The sequence below is a fragment of the Pseudomonas sp. rhizo66 genome (assembly GCF_031931925.1).
In the GTDB taxonomy this organism is placed as follows: domain Bacteria; phylum Pseudomonadota; class Gammaproteobacteria; order Pseudomonadales; family Pseudomonadaceae; genus Aquipseudomonas.
Genome location: NZ_JAUJWZ010000013.1, coordinates 138,542 through 156,926, shown reverse-complemented (window position 1 = coordinate 156,926; position 18,385 = coordinate 138,542). Strand labels below are relative to the sequence as shown.

The following is an 18,385-nucleotide window of genomic DNA, read 5'->3' as shown; positions in this document are numbered from 1 at the left end:
AAGCTTCAGTTCGTGCGAGCGACCAGTGGAGCAATTTGTTTCAAAACTTGACTGAAATTCCCCTCCAATGCGATATTGATAGTTAGCAAACTAACAGTGTGCATTGTCTCGTGCCGAACGATCTCGACGCTCTCCAGATGAACATCAGCAGTGCCATGGTGGTGGCCGCCAGGCATTGGCGGAAGATCTGCCAGACCACGCTGGTCAACTATGGAATCTCCGAAGCCTGCGCCGTGCCGCTCTTGATGATCGGGCGTTTGGGTGAGGGTGTGCGCCAGGTGCAAGTGGCGCAGGCCGCCGGGATGGAGAGTCCGTCGCTGGTGCGTCTGCTCGATCAGTTGTGCCATTCCGGCTACGTCTGCCGCACCGAAGATGCCCAGGATCGCCGCGCCAAATGTCTGAGCCTCACCGACACCGGTCGCGAACTCGTGCAAGCGGTCGAGATCGAACTGGTGCGCTTGCGTCATGAGGTGCTCGAAGGCATCGAGCAAAGCGATCTGGAAGCTACGCTTCGGGTACTCAGGGCTTTTGAAGCGGCTCATTCGCCTGTGGTGATTAATTCTTGAACGGTTTTTTCTCCGGCATTCCGCCCGCCCGTGACTGGTTCTACGGGATCCGCACGTTTGCAGCGTCGATGACCGCGCTGTACATCGCTCTGCTCATGCAAATGCCGCGCCCGTATTGGGCGATGGCCACGGTGTATATCGTCTCCAGCCCGTTTCTCGGGCCGACCAGTTCCAAGGCGTTGTACCGGGCAATCGGTACGTTTCTTGGTGCGGCGGCAGCGGTACTGTTTGTGCCGATGTTCGTGCAGAGTCCGTATGTGTTGGTGGTGGTGATCGCCTTGTGGACGGGGATTTTGCTGTTCATGTCCCTGCACCTGCGCACGGCCAACAGTTATGCGTTGATGCTCGCCGGTTACACCTTGCCGCTGATTGCCTTGCCGACGGTGGATAACCCGCTGGCGGTGTGGGACGTGGCGGAAGCGCGCACGGAAGAGATTTTCCTCGGCATCGCCGTTGCTGCCGTGGTCGGTGCGATGTTCTGGCCGCGACGGCTGGCGCCGGTGTTCAACGACGCCGTGGGCAAGTGGTTCGCCGACGCCACGACGTACAGCCTGAAATTTCTCAGTCGCGACGTGCAGCCCGAAGAAGTCACCGCGCTGCGCATGGCCATGGTTGCCAATTTCAACAGCCTTGAGCTGATGATTGGCCAACTGCCCCACGAAGGTGCGCGGCCGCAAACCGTGCGCAACACCAAGGAACTGCGTGGGCGGATGATTCACCTGTTGCCGGTGATCGATGCGCTGGAAGATTCGCTCTATGCCCTTGAGCGACGCACGCCCGAACTGGTGGAAAAATTCTCACCGCTGCTCGCCGCGACCCGGGAATGGCTCGGCCATCAGGATGCCGATCTCCAGCGCTGGCAAGCACTGAAAGACCAGCTCGAAGCCCTGCAACCGAGCGCCGAGGCGCTGGAAGATCGCAAGCAACTGCTGTTCTCCAACTCGATCTACCGCCTCGGCGAATTCATCGATCTGTGGCAGGACTGCCGCAGTCTGCAGGACGCCATTCTCTGCGAGCGCCAAGGCAGCTGGCGCGCGGTGTATCGCCACTGGCGCCTCGGTCGCCTGACACCGTTTATCGATCGCGGGCTGATGCTGTATTCGGTGGTCTCGACGATTCTGGCGATCATCGTCGCCTCAGTGCTGTGGATTCTGCTGGGCTGGCCCGACGGCGGCAGCGCGGTGATTCTGGCGGCGGTGGCGTGTAGCTTCTTTGCGTCGATGGACGACCCGGCACCGCAGATCTACCGGTTCTTTTTCTGGACCGGCATGTCGGTGCTGTTCGCCAGTCTTTATCTGTTTCTGATTCTGCCCAACCTGCACGATTTCCCGATGCTGGTGCTGGCGTTTTCCATCCCGTTTATTTGCGTTGGCACGTTGACCGTGCAGCCGCGCTTCTACCTCGGCATGCTACTGACGCTGGTTAACACCTCATCGTTCATCAGCATTCAGGGCGCTTACGACGCGGACTTTTTCGCCTTCGTGAACTCGAACCTGGCGGGGCCGATAGGTCTGTTGTTCGCGTTTATCTGGACGCTGGTGGCGCGTCCGTTCGGTGCGGAGTTGGCGGCCAAGCGCCTGACCCGTTTCAGCTGGAAAGACATTGTCCACATGACCGAGCCGGCCAACCTCGCCGAGCACCGGCAATTAGGCGTGCAGTTGCTCGATCGGTTGATGCAGCACCTGCCGCGTCTGGCCCTCACCGGCCAAGACACCGGCATCGCCATGCGCGAAGTGCGCGTTGGCCTGAACCTGCTCGACTTGCTCGCCTACACCCCAAGGGTGACGGGCGCACCGAACGCTTTGTTGCAGCAAGTGGTCAGTGAAGTCGGCGCGTATTTCCGCGCCTGCCTAAAGGCCGGCGAACGCTTGCCGGCACCGCCAGCGTTGCTGATGACCATGGACCGCGCGCGCCGTGCACTCAATGGCCAGGGCGATGATGAAACCCGTCTGAACCTGTTGCACGCCTTGAGCGGTTTACGTCTGGCGTTGTTGCCCGGCGTCGAATTCGTCTCCAGTGCCGAGCCCGAAGAACCGCTGCCCGAAGGAGCGCCCCTATGATCGGTGATCTGGACATCAGCGGCATTTTCCTGCCGACCCTGCTGGTGTTGATGGGCATCACTTATGTGCTGTTTCTGTTAGTGCATGGCGTACTTCAGCGCGTGCACTTTTACCGTCTGGTCTGGCACCGGGCATTGTTCAACGTGGCTCTCTACGCGGTACTGCTGTACGGCGTGGACTCACTCAGTCGATACCTGATGACATGAAAAAACCGTTTTTGACCATCGGTCGCGTGGTACTGACCCTGCTGATCGTGACTTTTGCCGTTGTCCTCGTCTGGCGCATGGTCATGTATTACATGTTCGCGCCATGGACCCGCGACGGCCACATTCGCGCCGACATCATCCAGATCGCCCCGGACGTATCCGGGTTGATCCAGCAGGTTGAAGTGAAAGACAACCAGTTGATCAAGCGCGGCCAGGTGCTGTTCAGCATCGACCAGGACCGTTTCAAACTGGCGCTGCGTCAGGCCAAAGCCGCAGTCGCCGATCGCGAAGAAACCCTCGCCCAGGCCCAGCGTGAAGCCAAACGTAATCGTGGCCTCGGCAATCTGGTGCCGGCCGAGCAACTGGAAGAAAGCCTGTCGAAGGTCGCCCGGGCCCAGTCGGCGCTGGCCGAAGCGGTGGTCGCGGTGGACAGCGCGCAGCTCAACCTCGACCGCTCGGTGATCCGCAGCCCGGTGGACGGTTACGTCAATGATCGTGCGCCGCGTCCGCAGGAATTCGTCACCGCCGGGCGTCCGGTGTTGTCGGTGGTCGACAGCAATTCATTCCACATCGATGGCTATTTCGAAGAAACCAAACTCGACGGCATTCACGTCGGCCAGTCGGTGGATATCCGGGTGATCGGTGACCGCGCCAAACTGCGCGGGCATGTCGAAAGCATTGTTGCCGGTATCGAAGACCGCGACCGGACCAGCGGCAGCAACCTGTTGCCCAACGTCAACCCGGCGTTCAGCTGGGTGCGGCTGGCGCAGCGGATTCCGGTGCGGATTGCCTTTGATGATGTGCCGGCAGACTTCCGCATGATCGCCGGGCGTACCGCCACCGTTTCGATCATCGACGACCAGAAAGCCGACGACCGCAAGCAGGAGCCCGCGCAATGAACCGGGCGCTGATGATCGCCGGGTTGGGCGTGATGCTCTCGGCCTGTCAGATGGTCGGGCCGGATTATCATGTGCCTGAGGATGCTGCAGTGCAGCGCAAGGATTTTCAGGGCGAACTGGCAGTGGCCGGCAAACCGGTGGTGTCGGCGCCCGTACCGGCGGACTGGTGGCGTCTTTATAAGGATGCGCGGCTGGATCAACTGGTGCAGCAGGCCATGGCCTCCAACACCGATTTGCGCGTCGCGGCGGCGAACCTGCAACGGGCTCGAGCTCAGGTCGATGAGGCCGAAGCAGCGGGCGGCTGGAGCGCTGGTGTGAAGATGGGCGCGCAGCGTTTGCAAGAGTCTGGTCAGGCCTTCTTGCTGCCGGAAAAAGTCCCGGTCGATAACGTCGGCGACATCGGCATCAGCGCTTCTTATCAGTTCGATCTGTGGGGCACCTTGCAGCGTGGCATCGAAGGCGCCAAGGCCAATGCCGATGCGACCCAAGCCGCGGCAGACACAGCGCGGATCACTTTGGTGGCGGACGTCGTCCGTGCCTACACCCAGGTCTGCGCGGCCAACGAAGAACGCGAAATCGCCGAGCATTCCCTCGATCTGCAATCGCAAAGCACCACGCTGATCCAGCGCCTGCGTGACGCCGGGCGTGGCGACGAAACCCAGGTCACCCGCTCGCAAACTCAATTCAAATCCCTGCGCGCCGACCTGCCGCGTTATGAAGCGGCGCGTCAGGCCGGGCTGTTCCGTCTGTCGATGCTGCTGGCGAAACCGGTCGATCAATTGCCGGCCGGTACCGCCACCTGCGCCGAATTGCCGAAAATCGCCCAATTGGTGCCGGTCGGCGATGGCGCTGCGCTGCTCAAACGTCGCCCGGACATTCGTCAGGCCGAACGTCGTCTGGCCGCTGCGACCGCCGGGATCGGCGTCGCCACTGGCGAGTTGTATCCGGACATCAGTATCGGCGCGACCATCGGCACTGTTGGTCTCATCGATGACCTCGGTGATCCGTCGACCAACCGCTGGGGCTTCGGCCCGTCGCTGAGCTGGAAAGTACCGACCAACGGCGCCCGCGCACGCATCCGCGAGGCTGAAGCCACGACCCAAGGCGCTTTGGCGCACTTCGACGGCGTGGTGCTCAACGCCATTCGCGAAACCCAGACCGGTCTGGCCCAGTACAGCGCACTCCTGCAACGCCGCGATGCGCTGGCCGATGCCGAGCAGTCGGCGAAACTGGCGGCCGACCAGACCCACCGCTTCTTCCAGGCCGGTCGCGAGTCGTTCCTCGCCGACCTGCAGGCGACTCGCACCTACACCGATGTCACCGCGCAACTGGCCGCCGCCAACACTCAGGTTGCCATGAGCCAGATCGATTTGTTCCTCGCCTTGGGCGGCGGTTGGGAAAGCGGACGAACGCACGCCACAACCGCCAGCAAACCCTGAGGCCGTTGCTATGCTTTGAAGTGTTGGAAGGGTGCCCCGAGCAAGGCGCCCTTTCAGCGCACATTGCTAGCGCTGGTCTAGGGGAAACCAATAATGAAAAACCCTTACGCTCTCGGCTTCTGGTGCGCCCTCACAGCGCTGGTGCTGCTCTCGGCCACCTATTTCTACGGCATCATGCTGGCTCATCAGATCGACAAGGCCATGGTTTTCCTCGATAGCGCCGTCGCGTTGATCGCGGTCATGGCAATCGTCGTCGTGGCGTGGGCGTCGGTTCAGGTGCAGCGGGTCAAGAAAAAACACCTCGAACAGGGCAAGACCCTGGTGCTGATCTGGGACACCAAAGTTGCCCTGCGCCGGGTCGAAACCGTGTTCGACCGATATTTCTGGGGCAGTTACTGGCAGCCGGGACGGACCTTCGCCGAAGTCATGGGCGAACTCACCGGCACGCCGCTGGAAAAAAGCCTCGAAGCGCTGAAAAAGCAGTGCCTGGAACTCGACAAGCAGATTGAAGGCGAGGGCTGGCATTGGTTGAACAACGCCCGCGAATTGTCGGATGTCGCCACGGCCATGGCCCGCGAGCGCTATCAACTGGACTTTTGCGACCCGCGCGCCGACGGGCCGGGTGGGGCGGTGATCGATCGGGATTTTGAGGTTCTGGTTTACACCTGGACCGCGCGGCTCAAAAGCTTTGATCATCAGCTGGATGAGATTGAGGTTCAGTATTCCTGAACAGCAAAAGATCGCAGCCTGCGGCAGCTCCTACATTGGAACGCGTTTCTCTGTAGGAGCTGCCGCAGGCTGCGATCTTTTTGCTTTCCCGAGTGTCCATAGACACTCTTTAACCTTTAAACATTGGGCCAGCTCGCGCGCCCGGTGCTAATCTCCACCGCTGAATTCAGCGCAGTCGAGCCGCGACCCGGTCACGGGTTCAGGGAAGACGACCACACTCACAGCCACGGAAATCGATCAGGTCATTCATGAATAAATCAGCAGGCGTGCTTCTCGGAATTGTTGTTGCCATCGGCGCGATCAGCGCAGGCGGGGCCTGGTACACCGGGACCAAGATCGAAGGCGTGTTGAACAACGCCGTCAGCAATGCCAACCAAGAGCTGCAAACCGCCATGGCCGGCTCCAACGGCACCGCGTCGCTGGAACTGGTGTCGCTGGAACGCCACACCTTCACCAGCACCGCGCACTACCGCCTCAAAGGTGAAGGCGAGATGTTCGGTGATGCGCCGGTCGAGCTGCTGTTCGTAGACCACATCGAACATGGCCCGCTGCCGTTCTCGCGTCTGGTTTCACTGAAGTGGCTGCCGGTCATGGCCACCAGCAACTATGAGCTGGAAAAGAATCCGGCCACCGAGAAATGGTTCGCCGCGACCAAGGGCGCCGCGCCGCTCAAAGGTGTGACCAGCATCGGCTACGACGAATCGACCACCAGCACCCTCGACCTGCTGCCGTTCGAAACCGCGCTGGATGAACAGTCGAGCCTGAAATTTTCCGGCCTGACCATGAACATCTCCGCCAACGCCAAAGCGCAGAAGGTCAAGGCAGACGGCTACATGGACAACCTGAAACTGGTGACCGTGGCTGAAGACCAGGCGCCGGTGCAGGTCGAGCTCAACGGTCTGACCCTGGCCAGCAACCTCGCCAAGAGCAGCTACGGCTACTACACCGGCGAAAACACGCTGGAACTGAGCAACAGCAAGACCACCTTCGGCATCAAGCAATCGGTACTCGGCGTGAAGAACTTCGAAATGAAGAACCTCACCGAAGAAACCGGCAGCAATGCCTCTGGTCGTGCGGACTACAAGATTGGCGAAATCAGCCTCAACGACAAGAAAATCGGCTCGGCAAACATGGCCATGAGCCTGAAAAACCTCGACATCCCGTCGACGATGTCGCTGATGCAGATCTACCAGACCAAATTGCAGCCGTATGAAAAGGCTGCCGCCGAGGCTGCAGCTCAGGGCTTGCCAGCGCCGGAGTTGAACCTCACCGAAGCTGAAAACGCGCAAGTCAAAGCCGATCTGCAGAAACTGCTGGCTGCCGGCCCGCAGATCGCGCTGGAAAATCTCTCGTTCAATACCGCCAACGGTGAGAGCAAGGCCAATCTGGTCATTGACCTGACCAAACCGCAATCGATGGATCTGCCACCGGATCAACTGGGCAAGCAACTGATCGCGCTGCTTGACCTGAACATTAAGGTGTCCAAGCCTATGCTGGTCGATCTGCTCAGTGTGCAGGCGCAACTCGACGGTCAGACCGATGCCAAAGCCATTGTCGATCAGTCCAAGGAAGCGGCCGACATGTTCGCCGGGATGGCGGTCGGTTCGCAGTTGGCCGTTGTCGATGGCACCAACGTGGTGACCAAGCTGCATTACGCCGCCAATCAGGTCGAATTCAACGGCCAGAAGATGACCGTTGAGCAGTTCGTCGGCTTCCTGATGAGCAAGTTCGCAGGCGTCACGCAAGTGCAGTAATCCTGCGCTCTTAATAGCAACGCCCGGCCTCTGTATCGCACAGACGCCGGGCGTTTTGCTGTCTGGCGTTCGGGTTTTCAGCGTTTCCGGAGCACGATTCTGAACAATTATTGTGTTCCGGAGATTGGTCTACGCTTGCGTGCAAGACTGCCTGACTAAGCTTGGCCGTTGCATGTGCATTGGCGGCCACCGTTACGAATGGGCAAGGAGGGCATTGCGACCCGGCTGGCCATGTAAGGATGCTGACGAATGCCGCGTATTGATGTTCCTGTATTACATCGTGGTTTACGCCCTTTGTTCCGAGTCGCGCTGTGCAGCCAATTGCTCTGGCCGGCACTGGCGTTTGCCGACACCCCCTACGATCAAATGGTGCGCGACGCCCGTGCCGGGCAGTACACGCCGGCGCTGACGGTCTTGCGTCAGGTGCCACCGGGCCAGTCGACCACCGGGCAGATCAGCGATCATCTGCAAATCGCCAGTTGGGCCGGCCTCGATGCCGAAGTGGTGCAGGTTTATGAAACCCAGGGCCGCGACCGCGCCCTGCCGGTTCAGGCGCTGACCGCCACCGCCCGCGCCTATCGCAACCTCAAACGCTGGGATCAAGCCACGCAGGTCTACAACAAGGCCTTGGCGCTGGAGCCGGATAACGCCGACTTGCAACTGGGCCTGGCCTTGACCCAGGCGGATGCCGGCAAACCCGACGAAGCGGTGACCCGCGCCAAAGCGCTGGTCGCGGCCAAGCCAGATGATCCTGCCCGGCGCCTGGCTCTGGGCTACGCCCTGACCCGCAACAACAAACCTTACGATGCCCTGTTCGAATACGATCAGGCCTTCAAGCGCGCCGGCACTAAACCGGAAGTCGCTCGCGAATACGTGGTCGCCCTGCAAAAGGCGCGTCTGCCGGAACCGGCGCTGCGTCTGGCCAATCAACGTCCGGGGTTGATCGATCCGGTCACGTTGCGTCGCCTCGAGGGCGATCTCGCCGCCGAGCGTGTGCGTCTCGCCGAACTCGCCACCCGCAGCGAAAAAGAACGCTACGTCATTGCCGACCGCGCGCTGGCCGATTACGACAAACTGCTCGCCACCTGGACGCCGGATGCCACCGCTCACGACGACGTCATTCGCTGGCGCATCGACCGCATGGGCGCACTCAAGGCCCGGGCGCGCACTGCTGACGTCATCACCGAATACCAGAAGCTGCAAGCCGAAGGCGTGAAGATTCCGACTTACGCCCTGCGCTGGGTGGCGGCGTCGTATCTGGATCAACGCCAGCCGGAAATCGCCACCGACCTGTATCGCCAAGTGCTGGCGGCGCCGGACGCCGATGTCGGTGATCGCCTCGAAGACAGCACCGCGCTGTACTACGCGTTGCTGGAAAGCGACCGCGCCGATGAAGCGCGCAAAGTCGCTGAAGACGCCGCCAGGTCCCAGCGTCCGCGTGTCGAACTGAAAGGATTGCCAATCGGCAACCCCAACGATGAATGGATGGACGCCCAGCAACTCGCGGCGCAGGCCGGCACCTACGGTTCCGACCTGCCGCACGGCGAGGAACGCTTGCAGACTCTGGTCGATCAGGCCCCCGGCAACATTGGTTTGCGTCTGGCTCAGGCTGATCTGTACCTGGCCCGACAATGGCCGCGCCGCGCAGAAATGCAGCTCAAGGAAACCGAGAGCATGGTGCCGCGTGACATGGGCCTGGAAATTGGCCAGGCCCACACAGCCATGGAACTGCAGGAATGGCGGCAAATGGATGCGCTGACCGACGACGTCGTCGCCCGTTATCCGGATAACCGCCAGGTTCAGCGTCTGGCCCGTGAACGCGAAGTGCATGACATGTCCGAACTGCGCGTCGAAGCCTACGGCGGCAAGGCCAACGGTGGCGGCAGTGGCGATACCGGCGCCGTCAGTGGCAGCCGCGATTTTGGCATCCAGACCACCCTGTACAGCCCGCCCATCGATGAGGACTGGCGCGTGTTCGCCGGGGCCGGCTATGCCACCGGCGACTTCGCCGAAGGCACCGGTCACCACCGCTTCCAGCGTGTCGGTCTGGAGCGGCGCACCCGCGACATGACCCTCGAAGCCGAAGTCTCCAACCACTCCTATGGTTTCGGCGACAAACAAGGCGCGCGGCTGGCGATCGCCCGTGACATCAACGACCACTGGCAATACGGCGGCAGCCTCGAATACTTGTCGGCCGAGACGCCGTTGCGCGCGCTCAACAGTGACATCAAGGCCAATGGTGGCAGCGGTTTTATCCGCTGGCGCGCCAACGAAAGCCGCGAGTGGCGTCTGTCGGTGAGCCCATCGCACTTCAGTGACGGCAACAACCGCGTCGAGGCCTTGCTCACCGGTCGCGAGGGCGTCTACAGCGCGCCGAACGTGCAGGTCGATGCCGGTCTGGAAGTCGGCACCAGCCACAACTCCAAGTCCGATGACGTGCCGTACTTCAACCCCAAATCCGACTTCAGCGTGATGCCGCTGGTCAACGTCAATCACGTGCTCTACCACCGCTACGAAACCTCCTGGAGCCAGCAGTTCCAGGCCGGTGCGGGGACGTACAGCCAGCGTGATCACGGCACAGGTGGCATGGCCCTGCTCGGTTACGGTCAGCGTTATGCCTGGAACGACGTATTCGAAGTGGGCGGTTTGTTCAGTGTGATCAACCGGCCTTACGACGGTGATCGGGAGACCGATCTGCGTCTGCTCGTCGACCTCACTTTCCGCTTCTAGAAGAGTTTGAAGATGCCTTTGATTTCGCGTTGCATCCTTCTGCTGGGAGTGCTGCTGGTCAGCGCCTGTGCCCAGCAAGCTCCGGCCTTCGCGCCGCCGTCCGAGCGTCCGCTGGCGGCCAGTGAAAAACCCTGGCCGAAAAATCACGTGCTCGGCATCGCCTATCACGATGTTGAAGACCGCGATCCCGATCAGGCCGTGGTGGCGGTGCGCACCGAGCGCATGATCGAGCAGCTCGCCTGGTTGCGCGAAAACGGCTACAAACCGGTGACGGTCGACCAGATCATGGCCGCGCGCAAGGGCGGCCCGGAGCTGCCGGCGAAAGCGATCCTGCTCAGTTTCGACGATGGTTATGCGAGTTTCTACACCCGCGTGCTGCCGGTACTGCGCGCCTATAACTGGCACGCGTTGCTGGCGCCGGTCGGCGTCTGGATCGACACGCCGCTCAATCAACCGGTGGATTTCGCCGGCGCTCCGCGCGCACGTTCCGATTTCCTGACCTGGGATCAGGTGCGCGAGATCTCGCAATCCGGTCTGGTGGAAATCGCCGCGCACACCGACGCCAACCACAAAGGCATTCTGGCCAACCCGCAGGGCAACCTGCAGCCTGCTGCCGCGACCCGGCGCTACGATCCGCTGACTAAGCGTTATGAATCCGAGGCCGAATTCCAGGCACGGATCCGCACCGACGTGAACAACATCTCGGAAAAAATCCGCAAGGTCACCGGCAAGAAACCCCGCGTCTGGGTCTGGCCGTATGGCGCGGCGGACGGCACATCGCTGACCGTGGTCGGCGAGCAGGGCTATGAAATGGCCCTGACCCTGGATGACGGCCTCGACGCTCTCGACAACCTGATGAGCAGCCCGCGTTTCCTCGTCGCCTCTGACCCTGATGGTCAGCATTTCGCCAACAGCGTCGTCGGCGTGCAGTCGGATTTCGCCATGCGCGTGGTGCATGTCGATCTGGACAACGTCTACGACCCGGACCCGGCGCAACAGGACATCAACCTCGGCAAACTGGTGCAGCGCATGGCCGACATGGGCGCCAACACGGTGTTCCTGCAAGCCTTCGCTGATCCCAAGGGCGACGGTCTGGTGCACTCGCTGTACTTCCCGAACCGTCACTTGCCGGTACGTGCGGATATTTTTAACCGCGTCGCCTGGCAGCTACGTACCCGCGCTAACGTGAAGGTCTTTGCGTGGATGCCGGTGCTGAGTTTTGGTCTCGACTCGAAACTGCCGCGCGTGACCCGTTGGGACCCGAAAACCGGCATCACCTCGGTGGATCCGGATCAGTACCAACGCTTGTCGCCGTTCGATCCTGAAGTGCGACGGATCATCGGTGAAATCTACGAAGACTTGGCGCGCCTGACCTCGGTCAACGGCATCCTTTATCACGACGATGCGATTCTGTCGGACTTTGAAGATGCCAGTCCTGCGGCGCTCAAAGCTTATGCGGCCAGCGGCTTGCCGGGTTCGATCGCGGCGTTGCGCGATGATCCGGCGGCCCTGCAGCGATGGACGCGGTTCAAGAGCCGCTACCTGATCGACTTCACCAACGAGCTGACTGCCAAAGTTCGCGCCATCCGTGGCCCGCAGGTGCTGACCGCGCGCAACATTTTCGCCGAGCCGATGCTCAATCCCGACAGTGAAGCCTGGTACGCACAGAACCTCGACGATTTCCTGCAGACCTACGACTGGACCGCACCAATGGCTATGCCGCTGATGGAAAAACAGACCCAGGCCGAGTCCGGCCCGTGGCTGGAAACCCTGGTGCAAACCGTCAGCAAGCGTCCCGGAGCCCTGAACCGCACGGTGTTCGAATTGCAGGCCCGCGACTGGACGAAAAAGGATCAGGCCGACATCGACGGTGCGCATCTGGCGGACTGGATGGGCCGTCTCAAGCGTCAGGGCGCGACCAGTTTCGGCTACTACCCGGACAACTTCCTCGACAACCTGCCGGACCTGAAAACCGTAAGGCCTGCCCTCTCCAACAAATGGAATCCATAACATGCTGGATAGACTGTTAGCCCTGCTTGTTCTGGCGCTCGTCCTCGGCGTGCCGCTGGGGCTGATCTTCCTGGTCACCGGGCAGTTCCTGATGGACTTCGTGTTCTTCTACCCGTTGTTCATGTCCGGGTTGTGGATTGCCGGTGGCCTGTACTTCTGGCTGCACTGGGAGCGCCACTGGCCGTGGAAGGACGACACCCTGCCACCGCCACTGGAAGGCGAGCCGCTGATCTCGATCCTGATCCCTTGCTACAACGAAGGTGACAACGCCGCCGATACGATCCACGCGGCGCTGGCCCAGCATTACCCGAACATCGAAGTCATCGCGATCAACGACGGCTCCAAGGACAACACCGCGCAAGTGCTCGATGCGCTGGCCAAGGAAGATCCGCGTCTGCGCGTGCTGCATCTGGCGGAAAACCAGGGCAAGGCTGTCGCTCTGCGCATGGGCGCGATTGCTGCGCGCAGTGAGTATCTGGTGTGCATCGACGGTGACGCGCTGCTGGCACCGAACACGGCTGCGTATCTGGTCGCGCCGATGCTGGATAACGCACGCCTTGGCGCAGTCACCGGTAACCCGCGGATACGTACGCGCTCGACGCTGGTCGGGCGGGTGCAGGTCGGTGAGTTCTCCTCGATCATCGGCCTGATCAAACGCACACAACGGGTGTTCGGGCGGATTTTCACCGTGTCCGGCGTAATCGTCGCGTTCCGCCGTACCGCGCTGAACCGCGTCGGTTACTGGAGCCCGGACATGATCACCGAAGACATCGACATCAGCTGGAAGCTGCAACTCGACCACTGGAGCATTTTCTACGAGCCGCGCGCGCTGTGCTGGATCCTCATGCCGGAAACCCTCGGCGGACTGTGGAAGCAGCGTCTGCGCTGGGCTCAGGGCGGCGCCGAAGTGCTGTTCAAGAACATCCGTGGCATCTGGCAGTACCGTCACCGGTATCTGTGGCCGCTGCTGTTCGAATACTGCCTGTCGACCGGTTGGGCATTCACCTTCCTGTTGTCGGTGATCTTCTGGGGTGTCGGCAAGTTCGTGGTCATGCCCGAAGCCATCGCGGTGGATCATTTGACGCCGCCGGCATTCACCGGGTTGCTACTGGCGTTTGTCTGCCTGGTGCAGTTCGCCGTCAGCATCATCATCGACCGGCGCTACGAGCCGGGGTTGGGCAAGACCATGTTCTGGGTGGTCTGGTACCCGATCGCATTCTGGTTTGTCAGTTTGCTGACCACGCTGGTCAGCTTCCCGAAAGTCTTGTTCGGCCAACATCAGAAACGTGCGCGTTGGGTCAGCCCTGACCGCGGCATCAAACCGATCGGCGACGACGAAGAGGAGGTCATCAAATGAAAATCATCCGGACCCGCCAGCGGCCGTTTCTGGTCGTGGTCGATGTGATTCTCACCGTGGTGGCGTGGGTGGGGCTGCTGTTTTTGCTGATACGCGGACTGTGGCCGTTGATCGAAACTCACGCGGGTGGGCCGCGCATCGACAATTCAGCGTTCGAAGCGCTGGGCACCTTGCAGATCTATCTGTGGGTGGCCTTGGTCAATGCAGTGATTCTGATTGGTTGGGCGCGTTATCAGCAGCGCAAAAGCCGCAGCTTCGCCCAGCGCCGTCTACCATCGCCGGTGATCGACGATGCGGGGCTGAGCAAGAGCTTCAAGCTTTGCGACGATCGCTTCCAGAAACTGCGCACGCCTGGGGTGATGACCATTCACAACGATCAGGAGGGCGACATCAGCCATGTGGTGACGCATTTCTGGCCGGTTCAACCGCAGGAATTGCCACCGCCGCTGGCACCGCTGGAGCACCCGCGGGTGATCTTTCTGCATGCTGAAGATGACGATAATCGCGAACCGGTGAATCGTATTACCTGAATGGTGAACCCTGTGTAGGAGCTGCCGAAGGCTGCGATCTGTTGATCTTTAAAGTCAAAAGATCGCAGCCTTCGGCAGCTCCTACACGGGTTTGTTTCAGTCGCGGATCAATGTCCAGGCCTCTTCCATTGCCAGCGGTTGCTTCATTCGCTCGGCCAGCAGCGCCATCGCCCGTTCCTTCTCGCAAGCGACTGCAGCGACCAGCACACCGTTTCTACCGAACAGACCAATAAATGGCGGATGTTCAGGCTCGCCGAGAAACTCGACCTCATCCCAGTGTTCGGCGTGGCCGAGGTAGTCGTAATTCTTGCCGAAATGCCAGGTCCAGAAAAACGGTACGTCGAGGTAACGCTCTTCGCCACCGAGCATATTGGCAGCGGCGATGCGTGCGTGTTGCTGGGCCAGGCGCCAGTGTTCGATGCGTTGCGGCTGGCCGTTCAGCGGAAACGTGGCGATGTCACCGATGGCCCATAGGCCTTCGGTGACGCGCAGGCCGCCATCAACGCGCAATGACCGATCTTTTTCTTTCGGCAGTGCCGCGAATGCCTCGGTGGCCGGGTGCACGCCGACCCCGGCCAGCACCAGATCTGCCGAAAGACGCAGGCCATTGTCCAGCAGCACGGCCTCGACCTTGCCATCGCCGATGATCTCCGTGGCTGAGTGTTCGGTGATGAATTTCACCCCGTTCTGTTCGTGCAGTGCGCGGATCGCCTGGCCCACGGCTTCACCGAATTGCGCAGCGAAGGGAATCGCGTGGCGAGCCAGTACCGTGACGTCGAGGCCATATTGGCGCAGGGCCGATGCGCATTCGAGGGCGATGAAGCTGTCGCCGATGATGACGGCGCGCTGGTCCGGTCTGGCAGTGTTCATGATCTGTTCGGCCTGGGCTTTTGAGCGCAGGACGAACACGTTGGGCAGCTCAGCCCCAGGCAAATCCAGCGGGTTGGGCTCGCCACCCGTGGCCAGTACGGCGGTGTCGTAGTTCAGGCTCTGGCCGTCGTTGAGCTGCAGGGTTTTGGCCTGGGCGTCCAGTGCGGTGATTTCGCTGTGCAGGCGTTCGATGCGTTGCTGTTTATAGAAAACTTCGTCGCGCAACGCCGGGGTTTCTGCCGCCGGCATTTCCCCGGCGAGAACAAATTTGCTCAGTACCGTGCGGTCGTAGCCGGCAGCCTCCTCGCGATCGATCATCACAATCCGGCCACCGAAACCCTTTTCCCGTAACGCCGCCGCGCACGCCGTACCTGCAGCTCCGGCACCGACAATCACGAACGTACGCGAATCATCCGCTGGAGGCGTATGCGGATCGGGCAATGGCTGTTCATCGACCCAAACCTCGTCGCCACGCAGTTCCAGCGGATAGCGCTTGAGACTGTCGAGCGCAGGGGGCTCACACAACGCGCCATCCTCGGCGCGAAACGCAGCTTTGTGCCAAGGGCAGATCAGGCGTCCGTGACACAACGCACCCTCGGCCAACGGCGCGCCGGCATGTGGACATTCGCCCTGAAACGCGCGTAGCTGGCCGTTGATACGCAACAGCACAAGCTTGCAGTCGCCGATTTCAACTTGCAGGCCACGGTCTTCAGGGACATCGGCGATACGGGCGACACGGTGCAGGGGCATGAGCGGCTTCCTCGCGGGCATTTCTCTTGTGAGTTTGCGCCGTAGTGCGAGGTTCAGCCATTTGCTACTGCCACGGCACGAACGGTACAGCTATAGTTTGCAGGCCGACGACGGCCCCACTGCACAAGGTGCTCCCGGAATGACCCGATTGACCTCTCTCAACCCCTGGCTGGCGGCCCTCGCCGTCACCCTTTGCGTGCAGCTCCCGGCGCAGGCCCAAGAGCGTTTCACCCTGAGCATTCCGGGGGTTTCCGATAACCGCCTGTTCACCTCGGCCGCGGCCAGCGATGCGCCCGGTTGCGGCGGCAAGAACCAGTCGCCGGCGCTGAGCTGGAACGCCGGGCCTGCCGGCACCCAGAGCTACGCGATCGTCATGCACGACCCTGACGGCCAGAAAGGCCTGGGCGTCGATCACTGGATTCACTACGGCATCAAGTCCACCACGCACCAGATTGCGGCAGGCGTCGGTGCCAAATCCGCATTCGAAGGCGTTGGCGGCACCAACAGCAAAGGCAACACCCATTACATGGGGCCGTGCCCGCCAGTGGGCGACAGTGCGCACCACTACATCATCCAGATTTACGCGCTGGATCTGGCGCCAGACGCCTTGCCGGCCGGTCTGACCCGCGCCGAGCTGATGGAAAAAATCAAAGGCCATGTGCTGCGCAACAGCAGTGCGGTGCGCCGTTATCATCGCTGAAAATTTTTTCGCGGCGTTTAACCCGAACTGAAAGGGCTGCCCGTCTCACGGGATGAATGATCAACTTCATCCCGAGGTCAGCCCCCATGTCTCTTTCTCTTTTGCGTCCTGTTGCGGTTGGTGTGCTGCTGGCGCTCGCCGGTTGCGGTGCGTCTTCCACACCCGATTCTGCGGTTGTGCCACCGGCGGCACAGCCTGAAGTGCTGGTTCAGCAGGAAGCCGCAATAGCGGGTGGGGCGATGGCCAAGCGCATGGTCCGGCCGGCGCCCATCGCCCGTTTCGCCGCGATGCCCAGCGCAGACAGTTATCCACAGGGCTACCGTGACGAGTCGCGCGAGCAGTATCAAAAACTGGCCGACAACCCGATCCACAATGTCGCCGAAACTCCGGTTTCAACCTTCAGCGCTGATGTCGACACGGGCGCCTACGCCAATGTCCGCCGCTTGCTCAACCAAGGTCGGCTGCCACCGGAAGGTGCCGTGCGACTGGAGGAAATGGTCAATTACTTCCCCTACGATTACGCGTTGCCCAGCGATGGCTCGCCGTTTGGCGTGACCACCGAACTGGCCGCTTCACCGTGGAACCCGCATACGCGTTTACTGCGCATCGGCATCAAGGCCTCCGACCGCGCCGTGGCGGAACTGGCCCCGGCCAATCTGGTGTTTCTGGTCGACGTGTCCGGCTCGATGGATCGCCGCGAAGGCCTGCCGATGGTCAAAAGCACGCTGAAACTGCTGGTTGATCAGTTGCGCGATCAGGATCGCGTGTCGCTGGTGGTGTATGCCGGTGAATCGAGAGTGGTGCTGGAGCCGACTTCCGGACGCGACAAAGCGAAAATTCGTACTGCCATCGAGCAATTGACCGCCGGTGGTTCGACCGCTGGCGCTTCGGGCATCGAGTTGGCCTATCAAATGGCGCAGCAGGCTTTCATCCCCAAAGGCATCAATCGCATCCTGTTGGCCACCGACGGTGACTTCAATGTCGGCATCAGTGACTTCGACAGCCTCAAGCAAATGGCTGTGGATAAACGCAAAACCGGGATTTCGCTGACAACCCTGGGTTTCGGTGTGGATAACTACAATGAACACCTGATGGAACAATTGGCCGACGCCGGCAATGGCAACTATGCCTACATCGACAACCTGCGCGAGGCGCGCAAAGTGTTGGTGGATCAGTTGAGTTCGACCCTCGCCGTTGTGGCGCAGAACGTCAAACTGCAGGTGGAGTTCAACCCGGCGCAGGTCAGCGAATATCGCCTGCTCGGCTACGAAAACCGTGCGTTGAAGCGTGAGGATTTCAGCAATGACAAAGTCGATGCCGGCGAAATCGGCGCAGGACATACGGTGACCGCGTTGTACGAAATTGTCCCGGCGGGCGAGAAAGGCTGGCTGGAACCGCTGCGTTACGGCAATTCCGACGCCGCTGTTTCGGCAAAGAGCGGAGAATTGGCGATGCTGCGTGTGCGTTATCAGCGTCCCGAAGGTGGGAAAAGTCTGCTGATCGAACGGCCCATCGCCAATCAGGTTGCAACCGCCAGCGAGGATCTGCGTTTTGCCGCCGCCGTCGCCGCGTTTTCCCAGCAACTCAAGGACGCTCGCTACACCGGCGACTTCAGCCTGAAAGACACCGAAGCGCTGGCCCGTGGCGCTCGCGGCGATGACCGCTTCGGTTTGCGCAACGAGTTCGTGCAATTGGTCGAGCTGGCACAAAGTCTGCGTACCGCGAGCGCTTCGAACGCGCTGGCCACTGAACGACGGATTGAATAAGTGAGTCGTCTGAAAGGCT

At 61.1% G+C, this 18,385-nt stretch carries 14 protein-coding genes; 13 read left to right on the top strand and 1 reads right to left on the bottom strand.

The window, feature by feature from the left end:
- The first annotated feature begins 137 nt into the window (after positions 1-137).
- The 11 genes from QZR14_RS17080 to pgaD all read left to right on the top strand — a co-directional run bounded on the left by QZR14_RS17080 (position 138) and on the right by pgaD (position 14,280).
- Entirely contained in the window at positions 138-566 is a 429-nt protein-coding gene (locus QZR14_RS17080; RefSeq protein WP_250606530.1) for a MarR family winged helix-turn-helix transcriptional regulator, read from the top strand.
- A complete protein-coding gene (locus QZR14_RS17075) occupies positions 563-2,626 on the top strand; it encodes an FUSC family protein (protein WP_311997192.1) in 2,064 nt (687 codons plus the stop codon). Before QZR14_RS17080 ends, QZR14_RS17075 begins: the two co-directional genes overlap by 4 nt.
- A complete protein-coding gene (locus tag QZR14_RS17070) occupies positions 2,623-2,832 on the top strand; it encodes a DUF1656 domain-containing protein (RefSeq protein WP_034151805.1) in 210 nt (69 codons plus the stop codon). The genes QZR14_RS17075 and QZR14_RS17070 overlap by 4 nt, the downstream gene beginning before the upstream one ends.
- On the top strand, positions 2,829-3,731 hold the full coding sequence (locus QZR14_RS17065) for an efflux RND transporter periplasmic adaptor subunit (RefSeq protein WP_250606494.1): 903 nt from the start codon (positions 2,829-2,831) through the stop codon (positions 3,729-3,731). The genes QZR14_RS17070 and QZR14_RS17065 overlap by 4 nt, the downstream gene beginning before the upstream one ends.
- Positions 3,728-5,170, top strand: a complete 1,443-nt coding sequence (locus QZR14_RS17060) for an efflux transporter outer membrane subunit (protein ID WP_311997191.1) — start codon at positions 3,728-3,730, stop codon at positions 5,168-5,170. Before QZR14_RS17065 ends, QZR14_RS17060 begins: the two co-directional genes overlap by 4 nt.
- Before the next feature lie 93 nt (positions 5,171-5,263).
- Complete coding sequence (locus QZR14_RS17055) at positions 5,264-5,899, top strand: NADH:ubiquinone oxidoreductase subunit N (protein ID WP_250606492.1); 636 nt, start codon at positions 5,264-5,266, stop codon at positions 5,897-5,899.
- A gap of 248 nt (positions 5,900-6,147) precedes the next feature.
- Entirely contained in the window at positions 6,148-7,653 is a 1,506-nt protein-coding gene (locus QZR14_RS17050; protein ID WP_250606491.1) for a YdgA family protein, read from the top strand.
- Between the two features lie 249 nt (positions 7,654-7,902).
- Complete coding sequence (gene pgaA, locus QZR14_RS17045) at positions 7,903-10,383, top strand: poly-beta-1,6 N-acetyl-D-glucosamine export porin PgaA (protein WP_311997190.1); 2,481 nt, start codon at positions 7,903-7,905, stop codon at positions 10,381-10,383.
- 12 nt (positions 10,384-10,395) lie between these two features.
- Complete coding sequence (pgaB, locus tag QZR14_RS17040) at positions 10,396-12,393, top strand: poly-beta-1,6-N-acetyl-D-glucosamine N-deacetylase PgaB (protein ID WP_250606489.1); 1,998 nt, start codon at positions 10,396-10,398, stop codon at positions 12,391-12,393.
- 1 nt (position 12,394) lies between these two features.
- The gene (gene pgaC / locus QZR14_RS17035) at positions 12,395-13,750 is read left to right on the top strand and encodes a poly-beta-1,6-N-acetyl-D-glucosamine synthase (RefSeq protein WP_311997189.1); all 1,356 of its coding nucleotides are present in this window, start codon (positions 12,395-12,397) and stop codon (positions 13,748-13,750) included.
- On the top strand, positions 13,747-14,280 hold the full coding sequence (gene pgaD, locus QZR14_RS17030; RefSeq protein WP_250606488.1) for a poly-beta-1,6-N-acetyl-D-glucosamine biosynthesis protein PgaD: 534 nt from the start codon (positions 13,747-13,749) through the stop codon (positions 14,278-14,280). Before pgaC ends, pgaD begins: the two co-directional genes overlap by 4 nt.
- 96 nt (positions 14,281-14,376) lie before the next feature.
- On the opposite strand, the gene QZR14_RS17025 is transcribed toward pgaD, so the two are convergent.
- Positions 14,377-15,900 (bottom strand): FAD-dependent oxidoreductase, encoded by a 1,524-nt coding sequence (locus QZR14_RS17025; RefSeq protein WP_311997188.1) that lies wholly within the window; start codon positions 15,898-15,900, stop codon positions 14,377-14,379.
- A gap of 139 nt (positions 15,901-16,039) precedes the next feature.
- On the opposite strand from QZR14_RS17025, the gene QZR14_RS17020 reads away from it, so the two are divergent.
- Both QZR14_RS17020 and QZR14_RS17015 read left to right on the top strand, forming a co-directional pair.
- Positions 16,040-16,600 carry a YbhB/YbcL family Raf kinase inhibitor-like protein gene (locus QZR14_RS17020; RefSeq protein WP_250606486.1) on the top strand — a complete coding sequence of 187 codons (561 nt, stop codon included), beginning with the start codon at positions 16,040-16,042 and terminating at the stop codon, positions 16,598-16,600.
- Between the two features lie 86 nt (positions 16,601-16,686).
- Positions 16,687-18,366: a vWA domain-containing protein gene (locus QZR14_RS17015; protein WP_311997187.1), complete on the top strand. Its 1,680-nt coding sequence runs from the start codon at positions 16,687-16,689 to the stop codon at positions 18,364-18,366.
- Positions 18,367-18,385: the final 19 nt, after the last annotated feature.